Here is a 14,744-nt window from a genome sequence, read left to right as displayed (position 1 = left end):
CTTTCTTTTTGAGACGCTCTTTATTTTAGTTATTAATAATTTTTAAGAAGAGGAGTGTCATAGATATTTTTTTGTATTAACTTATAAACAGAATTAAGTTAATACAAAATATTATCAAATTTGTATAAGTATGATAAACTGATTTAAATGTTGTCTATAAGTATAGACAGTATAAATTTAAGGAGATGTTTTAAATTGAGTATATCAAAAATTCCACAATCTGAATTAAATGTTGTGAAAGTAATTTGGAAAAATAACAAACCAATATCATCAAAAGAAGTTATTAGCGAATCACAAGAAAAATTTGGTTGGAAGAGAACAACAACATTAACCTTATTATCAAAATTAGTTCAAAAAGAATTTTTAAGTGCAAAAAAGATTAAATTATATACTTATTACACAGCATTAATAAGTAAGAAAACGTATTTAGAATTTGAAACAAAATACTTCTTTACTAATATTCATGAAAATTCATTAAAGAGTTTAATTACAGCATTACATGAAAATAATGAAATTACTAATGAGGATTTAGAAGAGTTAGAACAGTGGATTAGAAATAAGGAAGAATAATTATAAAATTAGGGGGAGAGTATGATTGAGATATTAATTATGAATATACTAAGGATAGCAGTAATTGGTAGCATAGGAATAAGCTTAATTTTAGTTTTTAATAAAACCTTATTTAAAGAATATACTAAAAACTTTAACTATTATATATGGCTAATAGTTATATTTAGAATGATTTTGCCCTTTAAAATTCCAATATATATGAATATAAACCCTATGGTTTATAATAAAGTAGGAATTGATGATGCAATTAATAATGTAGAATTGGCAAAAAAACAAGTGAGTGATATAAAAGCTATAAATAGTTCCATTAGTAGTAATCAAGTTATTGAAGGTGCAAAACAATTCACTAGCAATATTAATATTTTAGAGGTTATATGTTACTTATGGTTAGCCGTAACGTTAGCAGTTATGACATATAGAATTTTTACATATATAAAATATAAAAATACTATATTAGATTTATCATGGAATATTAAAGATACTAAAATAGAAGAAATATATAATAAATTACTTAGAGAAATGAAAATAAATAAAAATATTTCATTGAAAGTTTCAGATTATACATCTATACCGTTTGGAATTGGATTTTTTAAATCTTATATAGTATTGCCAAACATTAATTATGAGGAGAAAGAAGTTGAATGGATTTTAAAGCATGAGCTTATGCATTACAAGAAAAATGATATATTATATAAGTTTTTAGTTATGACTGTAACTTCAATTTATTGGTTTAATCCTTTGATTTATTTAATGAACAGAAATATAAATATTGACTGTGAATTAGCATGTGATGAAAGTATACTTCATAATTGCGATTTTAAAGAGAGACAAAATTATGCATTGACACTTATAAGTTCATTAAAATATAAAAATAATAATTTTCTTGAAAATAATTTAGCAACAAAGCTTGGAAATAAGAAAATATTAAAAAAAAGATTTCATAGAATATTTAATAAGAAAAGTAAAAAGGGAATATTAATTGTAGTATTGGCAATAATACTTACTATTTGTTCATTTGGAGCAATCTCAACCAAAAGTTTAGCAAATACTTTGATTGAAGAAGATACTGTAAATTTAGAATATAATAGCCAAGTTCCAGAGTCAGATAATAATTTAGTTGAGGAAAAAGTACAAGTTAGTACAGGAAAGAAAATGCCAGTGAATTATATGAACTTAATAATTCAAAATACAAAGGATATTATATTAGAATAAAAGATCCAACAAGAGTAAAAATAGGGTATACATCAAAACTGATGACTGAAGGAGAAACTACAAGCCAAATTGCTAAAAATAATCATGCGATTGCAGCAATTAATAGTGGTGGATTTAAAGGAGGCTTCATCCAAGGGAGCTAAATTAGCAGGAAAGGGGGCAACTCCAACTGGTATTATAATGACCGGTGGAAAAGTTATTTATAGCGATTTAGAAGCTGATAAAAAAACAAATTTATTTGCAATAACTAAAAAAGGGAGATTAATTGTTGATAAATATTCAATAAATGAGTTATCAAAACTAGGCTCAGAAGAAGCATTAAGTTTTGGTCCTGTACTTATAATAAATGGAAATAAGACTAATATTGCTATAGATGGAGGGATTGCACTAAGAACAGCAATAGGACAAAAAGAAGATGGAACAATAATTTTTATGGTTATAGATGGACGAAGTCTAACTAGTTTGGGTGCAACATATACAGAAGTACAAGAAATAATGTATAAATTAGGAGACATTAATGCAATTAATTTAGACGGCGGGAAATCTACGACAATGTATTATGAAGGAAAACTTATTCAAATAAAAGAAGATTTTATGGCAACTATTGATAAGAATAGAAAATTAATTTATAAAGATTTAAGAATGTAGAAGAAATACTTGTGGAAACATATTGGTGTATTGTTTTGTAGAAATGCAGCTAAGCTTTAATAGATTAAGTATTTAAGTTCAATGTAGATTGTTTAAAAATATACATTGAACTTTTTTGTATAGGTTATAATGATTTATATTTTTAACAACAATACTATTAGAATAATAGAAGATGAATGAGTAAATGAAAACAAATTAGAGAAATATCATATAATTTAAAGAAGCCAAGATTTGTTGACTTAAATGCAATGTATATGTAAAATGTAACAAGGTATAGCATTGCAGAGGTATTTGACTATAGACTTAATGCAATATATTTATAAAATCAGTGTTATATTAATGTAGAAAAGTATATATCTAATTTTACAAATAATATAGGCAAAAAGGAGGGCTGTTACTTGAAAGCAAAATGTTACTATTGCAATAAAGAATTAACTGAAAAGACTATTAAAAGACATATGAAAAATTGCAGTGAAATAGAAAGAAAAATAGAAGAACTTAGTTCAATAGATAAAAAGCAGCGAAATCAATTTATAATAGCTATTAAATATAAGTATAATGGAGATGAATACTGTATATATTTATCGATTGATGAAAATTTAAGCTTAATACATATAGACCAGTTTATGAGAGACATTTGGTTGGAATGTTGTGGGCATTTAAGTGCTTTTAAAATTGGTGGGAGGTTTTATCAAGATTATTCAATGAATACAAAGCTAAAAGATATTTTGGCAGTTAATGAGAAATTTGAATATGAATATGACTTTGGAAGTACAACATATTTAACTTTAGAAGTAGTGAATATAATAAAAGTGCCTAATAGTTTTTCTCAAATAGAGATAATAGCAAGAAATCATGAGGTTAATCACCTATGTGAAATATGTGGAACTAAAGCTGAATATTTTAATTACGAAAATGATCAGTGGTTATGTAAAAAATGTATTGATAAAGATAATGATATGATATCAAAATTTGATTATTGCAATTCACCAAGAGATGGTGTTTGCTGTTATGAAGGACATAAAAAAGATGAGAATACATATTTACCAGGTAATTGTAAAAAATACAAGATTTCTAAAAAGAAATTGAAAAGTCCAGAAAATAATGGAGATACATTTTTGTATGAAGATGAATTTTTTGAGCAGTTATCAGATGTAGAATATGCATTTGATGATTTAATAAGTAAAAGCAAAGGGATTGTTAATAATACATTTAATAAAGCAATATATTCATTTGATATAAAGGAATTAATAAATAACCTATCAAAGGAAAATATATATGACATAGCTAAATATCTTGGTATGACTAAAATATCGAGTTTAAATAAAAGTAAGTTAATTGAAAAATTAATTGATGAATATGAAATATTAATAGAAGAAAGAATGTCCTTATTTGATGAGGAAAGATATAAACTTTTAAAGAGTTACGCAGATAATAATGGAGTAAAAATGCTTAATCAAGTGGATGAAAGTACAGCGTATAAATTAGGATATTTTCTGCAAAGCGGTATGCTTTTTTCATCAGTTAAAGATGAAGAATTGGTAGTTTTAATGCCAGAAATTGTTCAAAAATTAGTTAAAGAAAAAAATAATATACAATATAGAAGCATGATAAAAGCCAATAGTGAAATAGTGAATATCTATAGGGGAATGAATAAAGCTTACGGACTTCTTAAATTAAAGGATATAAAAGAAATATTTAAAAACTATGCACCTTATAAAGAGGGTGAGAAGCACTTAGATAACAACTCATCTTATGAAGAAAAAATAGAAGAATTAATAACAAATGCACAAGATTACTATAGAGAATATGAGATTCAAGGAATGTTTTTCATAAATTGTTTTATAGATAACTGGGTAGATTTATTAAGAGAAATTGAACAAAAAACAGATGTTGACTATGCTATGATTTCAAAGGAAGAATTACTGTGCATGGCAAAAGCAAATTATATTTATGATGCTAATTTTGGAGATACATTTTTCAAAGAATTTATAAGCATGTTCAATATGGAAATAGAAATATTAGAAGGACTTATGGAATCTCTATATTTAGAAATTCAAGAAAACGAATTTGAAGATGTTATTAATGAAATATTAGAACAATTGGAAGATGACAGCAGAGATATTAAAGAATTTATGATTACTAGTGTTGGGAAGTTTTTGAAAAGTATCAGATTATGGAGATTTAAAGGTGCTAGTATTAATGAAAATAAAATTGATGTAATTAATGATAAAAAAACTACAAGACGAAATGATTTATGCTCATGTGGAAGTGGTAAGAAATATAAAGATTGTTGTGCTAGGGATGGGAATGTAATAAAGTTATTTTAAAGAATGAAAAAATGGCAGGCTTAATATTAAAATATATAGGCCTGCTATTTTGTAGACTAAAAGAGAATATAAAAGAATTAATTATATCAATGTTCTTTTTAAGTAAGGACTCACCAATACTCATATTTCAACATATAATGAACTAATATCATTACATGGAGTTGAAAATGCGTGATATACGGGCTGATTTTAGCCGGAGGTAAGGGAAGTAGACTATATCCTCTATCAAGAGCAAAAGAACCAAAACAATTTTTAAAATTAATTAATGATAAAAGTTTTTTAGTCAATACTGTTGATAGGATAATCCCAATAATAGATAGAGATAATATTTATGTTGTGACCAATATGGATTACAGGGAAAAAGTTAAAAATGAACTTGTAGGAATAAAAGAAAATAATATTTTTGTAGAGCCTTCAAATAAGGAAACTGCTTTATGTATGATATAGGTCAATTCACATCCGAATAAAAGTAGTTATAAAGTTGAAAGAGAAAGTGTCGATAAATATATAAACTGATGTAATATTTAAACATGTATACTAAAAATATACATAAAATTACAATCTCAATTCGATATTATAAAATTTGAGGTAAGGGGAGCGTAGAAATGGGGATTGAGGGGAGTAAAATTCTAATTGTTGATGATGCTGTGTTTAACATTAGAATTGTAACTAAGATACTTGAAGATGCAGGTTATGATATTTATACTGCTAAGTCAGGTGTAAGAGCTATTTTGGAAGTGAAAAAAAATAAAATTGATTTAATTCTTCTTGATGTTATGATGCCGGAAGTAGATGGCTATCAAGTAAATAAGATACTTAAGCAAAATAAAGATACAAAGGATATACCTATTATTTTTCTAACAGCGAGAGGTGATAGTGTTAGTTTAGTAAAAGCTTTTGAAGATGGTGCAGTGGATTATGTTACAAAACCATTTAATGAAAAGGAATTATTATCTCGTATAAAAATACATTTAGAATTACAACGTACAAGAAAAAAGTTAAAAGAGTCAAATTCAACAAAAGATAAATTTCTTTCAATTATAGGTCATGATTTGAAAAATCCAATTGGTGTAGTTAAAGGGTTAGCTGATGAGTTAGTACAGAATATCAATGAACTTGATAGGGATGAAATAAAAGAGTTTTCAAAAAGAATACTAAGAAATTCGGATAAGGTTTGCCAATTATTACAAGACATACTTGAGTGGGCAAGAGTTCAAAGCGACAAAATAGAGTACAAGCCTACAATGCTAAATTTGCGAGAGGTAGTAAATGAAAGTGTTAAGCTCCTTTTATTAAATGCCAGGAAAAAACATATTAACATAATAGTATTAATAGAAGATGATATAGAGGTTTGTGCAGATTTTAATATGTTAAATACTGTGATGAGGAATCTTATATCAAATGCCATTAAATTTACATATAAAAATGGGGACATTTTAATTACAGTTGATGTAGAAGTAGATTATTGTAAAATATCTGTAAAAGATACTGGAGTAGGAATAAAGGAGGAAAATATTAAGAAATTATTTAGTATTGACTCAAATTTTACGACAAGAGGAACTCAAAATGAAGAAGGAACAGGTTTGGGGCTTATATTATGCAAAGAATTTGTTGAAAGAAATGGTGGTAGTATTTTTATTGAGAGTGAATATGGAAAAGGAAGTTGTGTTTTATTTACAATACCTAAATATAGGGTAAACAAGCATGGGTGATAGTAGAATAAAAAAATATCAGGCAATATTTTTCCCATTTTTTGATATAGCACTAAATGGGCTGAACTATTTCTTTCAAATTTTTGTTAGCTGGTATCTAATACCTGAAAATTATGGAATATTAAATTCATTATTATCATTTTTATCAATTATTTTAGTTACAGGAATTGCATTCCAAACTTATACTGCAAAGGAAATTGTAAAAGGTAGGTTAATAGAATTTAACATTTTGAGCATATTTAAATCTGCGCTGTTTTATATAGGATTATTATTAATAATACTATTAATATGTAGCCCATTTATAAAAATATTTACAAGAGGTAGCTATATATCAATTTTCCTTATAATGATTATTTCTTTTATGAATATATTGCTCAGCATTTTAAGGGGAATATTTCAAGGTACAGGAGAATTTTTTAATTTGAACAAAAGTTTTTATATTGAGGTAATTTCTAAGATATTTTTCATATTTGTATTTTTAAAGTTATTTAATAATATTAATATAGTTTTATTATCAATTCTTTTGGGAATGACCATATCTACAATATATGGATTAGTAAAGAACAGAACTAAATTAAAATTTGATATAAATACTTTAAAAGAGATTAACATAAAAGAGCATTATAAAAAAATATTTAAGGTTATAATAGCAAATTTTTTCTTTTATTTTTTTACTTCTATCGATATGATTATGGTTAATTTTTATCTTCCTAATGAATCAGGTATTTATGCAGTAATACTAAAATATAGTCAAGTTCTTCAATTTGCATCCTTAAGCATTATGACGGTATTTGTTACTATGTTAAGTAAAGATTTAAATAATAGAACTAAATTTAATGATAAAGTTAGAAAGCTATTTTCTTTAATTTTATGTATGAGTATTTTAGCCTTGGTTTTTTATAGGTACGTAGCACCTTTTACTGTGGATATATTCTTTGGAACAGTGTATAAGGAAGCAGGAAAATATCTTTGGATTGGGCTCATACCATACATCTTTATGATATATACATTTTTAATAATAAACATCAATGTGATATTAGAGAGAACACGTTATTTATGGAGCTTACTTATTGCAGCTATTCTTATTACAATTTTTATTTCGATTTTTCATAAAAATATTGAAAATATTCTTATTATTGAATCAGTATTATATTTCTGTTTGATGATAACTTTATTTGCCCAACTTAAACTTGAAAGGAGCTAATTAAGTGAACTTAAATAAATACAGGTTAGAAAAAGACACAAAAACTACGTTGTTATTTCTTTCTTGGAGAGATATAAAGTCTTCTAATAAAGGAGGAGCTGAAGTTTATACTCACGAAATGTTAAAAAGAATAGATTTTGACAAATACAGAATTATACATTTCTCTCCAAGTTTAAAAGGGGCAAAAGAAAGTGAAAATATCGATAATATTACTTATATTAGAAGTGGAAATATATTTTCAGTTATAAAGGATGCTAGAAATTATTACATTATGAATAGGAAAAGTATTGATTTTGTAGTTGATCAGTGTAATACACATCGTTTTTTTACAAAATTTTGGGTTGAATCTAAAAAAAGAATTTTTTTTATACACCAGCTTACTAGAGAAATATGGTTTATGAATGCAAAGTTTCCCATAAGTATAATAGGCTATATTACAGAAACTCCGTTTTTGAAGCTTTCAAAAAATGATTATACTATGACAGTTTCAGAATCTACAAAACGAGATTTAATAAAAGTTGGATTCAATATTGAAAAAGTAAAAATACTTCCAGAAGGAATAGAATTTAAACACTGGAAAAAAGAAGAATTTAAAAGAAAAGAGGAAGTTCCTACTTTTATTTATGTAGGAAGGTTTGTTAACTATAAAGGAATTGATGCTTGTGTACTTGCATTTGCCAAAATAAAGAAAGAATATCCTGAATCTAAACTTTACATAGTTGGAAAGAAAAATGAAAAATATATTGAAGAAAATTTATTGCCTATTTTTAGAAAAGAAAATATTACGTATAGTGATAAAGAGGAAAACAGTGATGTAACTTTATTTGGGTTTGTAAGTGAAGAAAGAAAATTAGAATTAATGAGTAGGTCTCATGCACTGATATTTCCATCTCAAAGAGAGGGATGGGGATTGATTGTAACTGAGGCTGCTGCTGTGGGTACGCCTAGTATAGTATATAATTCCCCAGGGATAATTGATGCAGTTGATTATGGAAAATCAGGATATTTATGTGATAAAAATAACGTTGAAAATATTTATATTCAGATGAAAAGAGTTATAGAGGATAAGAAGGAATATGAAGATTATGTATGTAAAGCATATGAATATTCACTTAAATTTCACTGGGATGAAACTGCAAAAAGTTTTGATAAATTTATAAATGATATAATATTAGACAGACTAGGAGGCAATATATGAGCAATAAAAGAGTATCAATAGTTTTCTCTACCTTTAATAGTTCAGAATATGTAACTAAGTGTTTAAAAAGTTGCCTTACTCAAGAGTATGATGATTTTTTTGTAGTAGTGGCAGATGATGGATCTACAGATAATACTATAGATAAAATGATGGAAGCAGCAAATGGACATAGTAATTTTAAAGTTATCAGTCTTCCTCATGGAGAACGGGGAATAGCAAGATCAAAGGCAATAGAAATGGCTAGGCAGTTAAAGTCAGATTATATTTATATAATCGATTCTGATATGATTCTTAAAAATAACCTTATAAAAGATTGTATTAAATTTCTAGATGAAAATGAAAAAGTTGGAGGACTTGTTATACCAGAAGCTTCATTTTCAGATTATAAAAATTTTTATTCACAGGTAAAGGTTTTTGAGAGAAATATTATAAATAGTGCTGGAGAAGATGTTGGAAGTAATTCTGTGGAAGGAGCAAGATTCTGGAGAATACAGGAATATGATTCTACAGGCGGCATTAATATAAATCAAATTTCTTTTGAGGAAACACAACCTACCATAAGATATATGCAGAATGGTGGACTTATAAAGAGAGCTGTATTCACGCAAATTGATCATAACGAGAAAAAAGCAACATTAAAGGCAATTGTTGAGAAAAAGAAATATTATTTTAGTGTTATGAATAAGACGATTGAGAGTGAGGAAAGTGGTTTCAAAAAGACACTTTCAAGGTGGTACTTTTTTAGACCAGTATTATATAGAAAAGAAAATCTCGAGAAATACATTCAACATCCTATGCTGACATTAGGTATGATTTATATGTATATAGTTTTATCTTTCATTGGAATTGTAGAATTGTTAAAATCTAAAAAAATAAAGAAATAATCTGAAATACAGATTATTTCTTTATATATAAACATATATTAGTATTAACATCATGTTTATTGTAGTAAAAATAAATATCATCATCAATTAGTTCGTCTAAGGCTAAATTATTAATATCAGACTTTAAAATAACTTTATTGTCAATTGTTATAAAAAAATCCTTGTCATAATAAGAAAGAATATTTTTTATATTATCTTCAGTAAAGGAAATACTAGAATTTTTATTAGAATATGTACCATTTCTTTTAATATAATCAGAATATTCTATTGCATCACGTATAATCATTTTTCCGCTATCGTTTATTTTCCAAGGTTTCATTATATATCTAAAAATATCACCTTTGTTAATAGCTTCAACGATAAATGGCACCTGAGAGTATCCAGAAAGTACAATTCTAACAATGTTTGGATATTTACTCTTTAGGATTTCAAGTAGCTGAAGGCCACCAATATCAGGCATTAACATATCTGTTACAATTATATCAATAGCTTCTTTTTCGATTATTTCTAAGGCTTCCTTTGAATTCTTTGCAAAAAACTTAGTGTAATGTTCATCTTTTAATATACGATTTATTAATATTAGAAGATCCTCCTGATCATCAACAAAAAGTACAGAATGGCTATAACTCATATTTTATTCCTCCACATAAATAATCTTCATATTATTAAAATGATATTCAAGCTCAAATATTAATGCTTCAATTTCTTCTAGAGATTTATTCATAGTAGCTAACTCTATTTTTTTCGCTAAAAGAGACATATAATCAAAACCATATCCACCAGCAGTTCCTTTTAAACTATGACTCAAAAATTTTATAGTTTCAAAATTTGAAGTGATAGTAGCTTCTTTTAAGGAGTTAATTTCAATAGCTCTATTTTTTAAAAAGTTTGGAAGCAAATCTTTAAGTTCACTGCTTACATTTACAATGTTAAGATCCATTTAATAAAACACCTTTCATAAAATATTATTTAATGTTTCAAGTAGAAGAGACTTTTTTATTGGCTTCATTAAGGTAAAGTTACAACCTGCATCTATAGTTTTATCTAGATCTTCTTTAAAAGAATATGCAGTTAAGGCGATAATTGTTGTTCGAGGTAGATTGTTTTGTTTTTCATAGTCTCTTATGAGTTTGGTTGCTGTATAACCGTCCATAATAGGCATTTGTATATCCATAAGGATAAGATGATAAGGAGTACTTTTAAATTTTTCATATGCTATTTGACCATTTTCAGCATCATCTAAAATATAATCTGTTTTCTTCAGATAAGAATGAATTAGAAATCTATTATCTTCTGAATCTTCTACTAATAATATTCTTTTTATTTCATTATTAATATCAGGACTGACTTTTGGTATTAATTCAAATTCACAATTAAAATCTACTGTTGTTCCAACGTTTAGGTCACTTGCTATAGAAATGGAACCATTAAGTAAATCAATTAGTTTTTTTGATAGAGCAATACCTATGGGGCATATATTATGTTTTTTGCTGGCAAAGTTAGTTAGTGCAGGAGAAACTCTAAAAACATTAGATAACTGGTCTTTAGGAATTCCAATACCAGTATCGCTTATTGTAAAGCCAACACATATTTTAGTGTTTTCTTTTTTCTTCAACTTTACAATAAGATTTATTTGTCCTTTTTCAGTAAAATTAAGAGAATTATCTATTAAGGAAGATATAATTTTCTTTAGTTTTATGCTGTCTCCGATTAAATTTTGGGGTATTCCGTTATCATAGTGATAATTAAAAATTAAACCTTTGTCTAATATTTTATTTTGATAGTCATTAACCAATTGGTTTAGTAGTTCACCAATATTGAATAAACTGTTACTTGAGCCTTCATTGCTAGAATATAGTTCTGATAAGTTAAGCATATTTTCTATTAAATTTAATAAGTAAGTACTATTTTTTTTTAGTACATCTAAATATTTTTGATCAATTTCATCTGTATTTACGTTTAAGAGAAGATCAACAATTCCAATTATACAATTTAAAGGTGTTTTTATTTCATGACTTATAGTTGATAAAAAATTGGACTCAGTTTCTAGAGCCTTTTCAGCTTCTTCCTTAAAAATTATTTCATTTGTAATATTTTCAAAGGTACAAATGAAATATAACAAAGTATTGTTTGAATCATAAATAGGATTAAATTTAAATCTAATATATATATCACTATAATTCTTTTTGTAACTTAAAATTTTATCACTTATAATTTCATTGTTTTCAATTAAACTAGTTAAACTATTCTTAGTTAGTTCATCCAAATCATTAAATATTACATTAAATAAATCATTATTTATAACTTCTTCTCTTTTAGAGTCAGTAATTTTTAAAAAATAAGAGTTTACATAAATAATAGGATTTCCCATGCGATTAGGGTCTGAAATTATAATTCCTGAACAAATAGTATCCAATATGTGTGAAATTAGCAATGGATTTTTTTCAAATAAGGATGCATTTGTAGAATTTTGAAATAAATTATTTTTCATAAGCCACCTCATAAACTAATATCATTTTTATCAAATGAAATATTTCTGTTGACTGTTATAAGTTTTAGGATAATTTTTATAAAAGATATAGAATCTTTTATAATATTTACATGAGAACCTTCTTGATCAATGCATTTAACAGGAAGTTGTAATGCACGAAAGTTAAGTTTTTTTGCAATATACATCATTTCAAGATCGATTGCCAATCCAGTATTTTCATGTAGGTGTGGAAGAAGTAACTTAGAACAATTAGAAGTTATGCCTTTTAAGCCTGTTTGTGAATCATAAATGCCTTTTGGTAAAAGTGGTTTTGTAAGAAGTCGTTTGAAAAACGATACTAGGCGTCTTAAAAAGGAGCGATTAGCAGCTGAAAAATCCTTTGTACCAACAACAATATCATAGTAGCCTGTATTTAAAATATTTATTATTTTTGCAATATCGTCTATATCAAAAGAATCATCGGCATCTACGAAAATCATAACACTAGCATTTATTGAACTAATTCCTTCAACATATGTACCAGCTTTTCTTGTATTGTATTGAAGTTCATAAGTATTTAATTGAGATTGGTTTGAAATTATATTAGTTTCTTCATATTCGGCTTCTAATAGCTTATCTATAAGCTTTTGAGTATTATCTTTACTTCCGTCATTTACAAAATAAATACTTGCATTTGTAAAGCTTTGATTTACAAGAATTTTCAATTTTTTAATAAAGTTATATACTTTTTCAAAACGAGCTTCTTCATTATATACAGGTATAATAATAGCAATATCAGAAACTTTACTAGGGTATTCGGGATGGATTAAATCTTGAATATTTATAAGAAGTTCATCTGGATATGTTGTTCTCCATCTTAGTATTTTTGTTTTTCCATATCCTTTTATTTTTGTAAAAAATAAATGTTCTGCAGATGAAACAAAATTATTAATAAAGAGTATATTTGAGGAAGGATTAATCATACGTAACTTATTTGCAATTTTTATTCCATTTGAAGCGTTTTCTACATCAATAATTACAACTAGTTCTGTTATTTCGTGAATGGAATCTACCAAACTTGAATTTATAATATTAAGGTCATAGAAGGTAATAATAGATTCATAAAGTATAGATTTTTTAAAGTCAGTTATAATTAAAATTGTTTCCATTTTAAACCTCCGTTTTTTAAGTTATATGTAGATATTGCTGAATTATGGATGTTGTGTTGCAGGGTACACTTATAATATAAATATATCATATTATGTAACATCATGGTATATTTATATTATAATATATGTATCAAGACTTCTAAAATAAAGTTTTGAATTTTGTAAACTATATAACCTAATAATATAAGGAAGTATTTACAATAAAAATAGTTTGTTAGGAGGATTAAAATGAAAAATACAGCAGTTATAATGGCTGGTGGAAAAGGTGAAAGATTCTGGCCAAGAAGTAGAAAAACCTTGCCTAAGCAATTCTTAAGTTTAACGGATGATGGGAAAACACTGATTCAACTTACTGTAGAGAGATTAAAAAGCATAATTGATATTGAAGATATATTTATAGTTACTAATAAAGATTATAAAGAATTGGTATTAAGTCAGATACCGAATATTCCAAAAGAAAATATACTCTTAGAACCAATCGCAAGAAATACTGCCCCATGTATTGGTCTGGCAGCAATGCACATAAAGAAGAAATATGAAGATGCTATTATGATTGTTCTGCCATCGGATCATTTAATAAAGTATAATGAATTTTACATAGATACATTAAGAGAAGCAATAGATATTGCAAAACAAGATAATAATCTTATAACAATAGGAATAACGCCTTCATATCCAGAAATTGGTTATGGATATATTAATTTTGAGAGAAATTTTGATAATTCAAGAAGAAACAATATATATAAAGTGAATCGTTTTGTAGAAAAACCTAATTTGGAGACTGCTAAAGAATATCTAGCTTCTGGAAGATATCTTTGGAATAGTGGTATGTTTGTTTGGAAAACTTCAAGCATATTATTAAATATGAGAGAACTGCTTCCTAAGATGTATGAAGGATTAGAAAAAATATATGAAACTATAGCTAGCGATAATGCAGAAATTGTTTTAAAGGAAGAATTTGAAAAAATGCAATCAGAATCAATAGATTATGGCATTATGGAAAAAGCTAATGATATATATACTATTCCAGGAAGTTTTGGGTGGGATGATGTTGGAAATTGGCTTGCACTTGAAAGAATAAATAAAACTAATGATGATGGAAATGTAGTAAAAGGAAATGTAATAACTATTGATACTAAAAAATCAATAATACAAGGACAAGATAAACTTATAGTAGCAATAGGTATAAAAGATGCAATAGTTATAGATACTGATGATGTTTTGCTTATTGCAAATAAAGAAGATACTCAAAATATTAAAAAAGTAATTGAAAATTTGAAAATTTGTAATAGAGATAACTATTTATAGTAGTCTTTTTATAAAACTAGCTATTCAACAACTTATAAT

13 protein-coding genes and 1 pseudogene are annotated in these 14,744 nt (G+C 26.2%); 10 read left to right on the top strand and 4 right to left on the bottom strand.

Annotated elements, in window-relative coordinates; all coding sequences use genetic code 11:
* The first annotated feature begins 195 nt into the window (after positions 1-195).
* The 9 genes and pseudogenes from CLPUN_RS11060 to CLPUN_RS11025 all read left to right on the top strand — a co-directional run bounded on the left by CLPUN_RS11060 (position 196) and on the right by CLPUN_RS11025 (position 9,758).
* A complete protein-coding gene (locus tag CLPUN_RS11060) occupies positions 196-570 on the top strand; it encodes a BlaI/MecI/CopY family transcriptional regulator (protein ID WP_077847339.1) in 375 nt (124 codons plus the stop codon).
* Between the two features lie 21 nt (positions 571-591).
* Positions 592-1,782, top strand: a complete 1,191-nt coding sequence (locus CLPUN_RS28680) for a M56 family metallopeptidase (protein ID WP_242954107.1) — start codon at positions 592-594, stop codon at positions 1,780-1,782.
* A gap of 84 nt (positions 1,783-1,866) precedes the next feature.
* Complete coding sequence (locus tag CLPUN_RS28675) at positions 1,867-2,430, top strand: phosphodiester glycosidase family protein (RefSeq protein WP_242954106.1); 564 nt, start codon at positions 1,867-1,869, stop codon at positions 2,428-2,430.
* Between the two features lie 398 nt (positions 2,431-2,828).
* Positions 2,829-4,760, top strand: a complete 1,932-nt coding sequence (locus CLPUN_RS11050) for an SEC-C metal-binding domain-containing protein (protein WP_077847338.1) — start codon at positions 2,829-2,831, stop codon at positions 4,758-4,760.
* Between the two features lie 171 nt (positions 4,761-4,931).
* A pseudogene (locus tag CLPUN_RS11045) lies at positions 4,932-5,201 on the top strand (sugar phosphate nucleotidyltransferase); the annotation flags it as partial.
* Between the two features lie 164 nt (positions 5,202-5,365).
* Positions 5,366-6,472 (top strand): hybrid sensor histidine kinase/response regulator, encoded by a 1,107-nt coding sequence (locus CLPUN_RS11040; RefSeq protein WP_077847336.1) that lies wholly within the window; start codon positions 5,366-5,368, stop codon positions 6,470-6,472.
* Positions 6,465-7,676, top strand: coding sequence for an oligosaccharide flippase family protein (locus tag CLPUN_RS11035; RefSeq protein WP_077847335.1), 1,212 nt, complete (start codon positions 6,465-6,467; stop codon positions 7,674-7,676). The genes CLPUN_RS11040 and CLPUN_RS11035 overlap by 8 nt, the downstream gene beginning before the upstream one ends.
* Before the next feature lie 4 nt (positions 7,677-7,680).
* Positions 7,681-8,874: a glycosyltransferase family 4 protein gene (locus CLPUN_RS11030; protein WP_077847334.1), complete on the top strand. Its 1,194-nt coding sequence runs from the start codon at positions 7,681-7,683 to the stop codon at positions 8,872-8,874.
* A complete protein-coding gene (locus CLPUN_RS11025; protein ID WP_077847333.1) occupies positions 8,871-9,758 on the top strand; it encodes a glycosyltransferase family 2 protein in 888 nt (295 codons plus the stop codon). Before CLPUN_RS11030 ends, CLPUN_RS11025 begins: the two co-directional genes overlap by 4 nt.
* 13 nt (positions 9,759-9,771) lie before the next feature.
* Here CLPUN_RS11025 and CLPUN_RS11020 read toward each other — a convergent pair whose 3' ends face one another.
* Genes CLPUN_RS11020 through CLPUN_RS11005 form a run of 4 tightly spaced genes read right to left on the bottom strand, consistent with a single transcriptional unit; the run spans position 9,772 to position 13,397 of the window.
* Positions 9,772-10,389 (bottom strand): response regulator, encoded by a 618-nt coding sequence (locus tag CLPUN_RS11020; RefSeq protein ID WP_077847332.1) that lies wholly within the window; start codon positions 10,387-10,389, stop codon positions 9,772-9,774.
* Positions 10,390-10,392: 3 nt separating this feature from the next.
* Positions 10,393-10,698 (bottom strand): Hpt domain-containing protein, encoded by a 306-nt coding sequence (locus CLPUN_RS11015; RefSeq protein WP_077847331.1) that lies wholly within the window; start codon positions 10,696-10,698, stop codon positions 10,393-10,395.
* Positions 10,699-10,713: 15 nt separating this feature from the next.
* Positions 10,714-12,249: a response regulator gene (locus CLPUN_RS11010; RefSeq protein ID WP_077847330.1), complete on the bottom strand. Its 1,536-nt coding sequence runs from the start codon at positions 12,247-12,249 to the stop codon at positions 10,714-10,716.
* An 8-nt stretch (positions 12,250-12,257) separates the two neighbouring features.
* Positions 12,258-13,397 carry a glycosyltransferase gene (locus tag CLPUN_RS11005; RefSeq protein ID WP_077847329.1) on the bottom strand — a complete coding sequence of 380 codons (1,140 nt, stop codon included), beginning with the start codon at positions 13,395-13,397 and terminating at the stop codon, positions 12,258-12,260.
* Between the two features lie 228 nt (positions 13,398-13,625).
* Between CLPUN_RS11005 and CLPUN_RS11000 the strand changes: the two genes are divergently transcribed.
* The gene (locus CLPUN_RS11000) at positions 13,626-14,705 is read left to right on the top strand and encodes a mannose-1-phosphate guanylyltransferase (RefSeq protein WP_077847328.1); all 1,080 of its coding nucleotides are present in this window, start codon (positions 13,626-13,628) and stop codon (positions 14,703-14,705) included.
* Positions 14,706-14,744: the final 39 nt, after the last annotated feature.

Origin of the sequence: Clostridium puniceum, assembly GCF_002006345.1 — a bacterium.
Classification (GTDB): domain Bacteria; phylum Bacillota; class Clostridia; order Clostridiales; family Clostridiaceae; genus Clostridium; species Clostridium puniceum.
This window is presented reverse-complemented; position numbering and strand designations above follow the sequence as displayed.

Bases quoted from the DNA above. Each gene is read 5' to 3' on its own strand.
- CLPUN_RS11040 (WP_077847336.1), top strand. From the start codon at position 5,366: ATGGGGATTGAGGGGAGTAAAATTCTAATTGTTGATGATGCTGTGTTT.
- CLPUN_RS11025 (WP_077847333.1), top strand. From the start codon at position 8,871: ATGAGCAATAAAAGAGTATCAATAGTTTTCTCTACCTTTAATAGTTCA.
- CLPUN_RS11005 (WP_077847329.1), bottom strand. From the start codon at position 13,397: ATGGAAACAATTTTAATTATAACTGACTTTAAAAAATCTATACTTTAT.
- CLPUN_RS28675 (WP_242954106.1), top strand. From the start codon at position 1,867: ATGCGATTGCAGCAATTAATAGTGGTGGATTTAAAGGAGGCTTCATCC.
- CLPUN_RS11015 (WP_077847331.1), bottom strand. From the start codon at position 10,698: ATGGATCTTAACATTGTAAATGTAAGCAGTGAACTTAAAGATTTGCTT.
- CLPUN_RS28680 (WP_242954107.1), top strand. From the start codon at position 592: ATGATTGAGATATTAATTATGAATATACTAAGGATAGCAGTAATTGGT.
- CLPUN_RS11000 (WP_077847328.1), top strand. From the start codon at position 13,626: ATGAAAAATACAGCAGTTATAATGGCTGGTGGAAAAGGTGAAAGATTC.
- CLPUN_RS11020 (WP_077847332.1), bottom strand. From the start codon at position 10,389: ATGAGTTATAGCCATTCTGTACTTTTTGTTGATGATCAGGAGGATCTT.
- CLPUN_RS11035 (WP_077847335.1), top strand. From the start codon at position 6,465: ATGGGTGATAGTAGAATAAAAAAATATCAGGCAATATTTTTCCCATTT.
- CLPUN_RS11010 (WP_077847330.1), bottom strand. From the start codon at position 12,249: ATGAAAAATAATTTATTTCAAAATTCTACAAATGCATCCTTATTTGAA.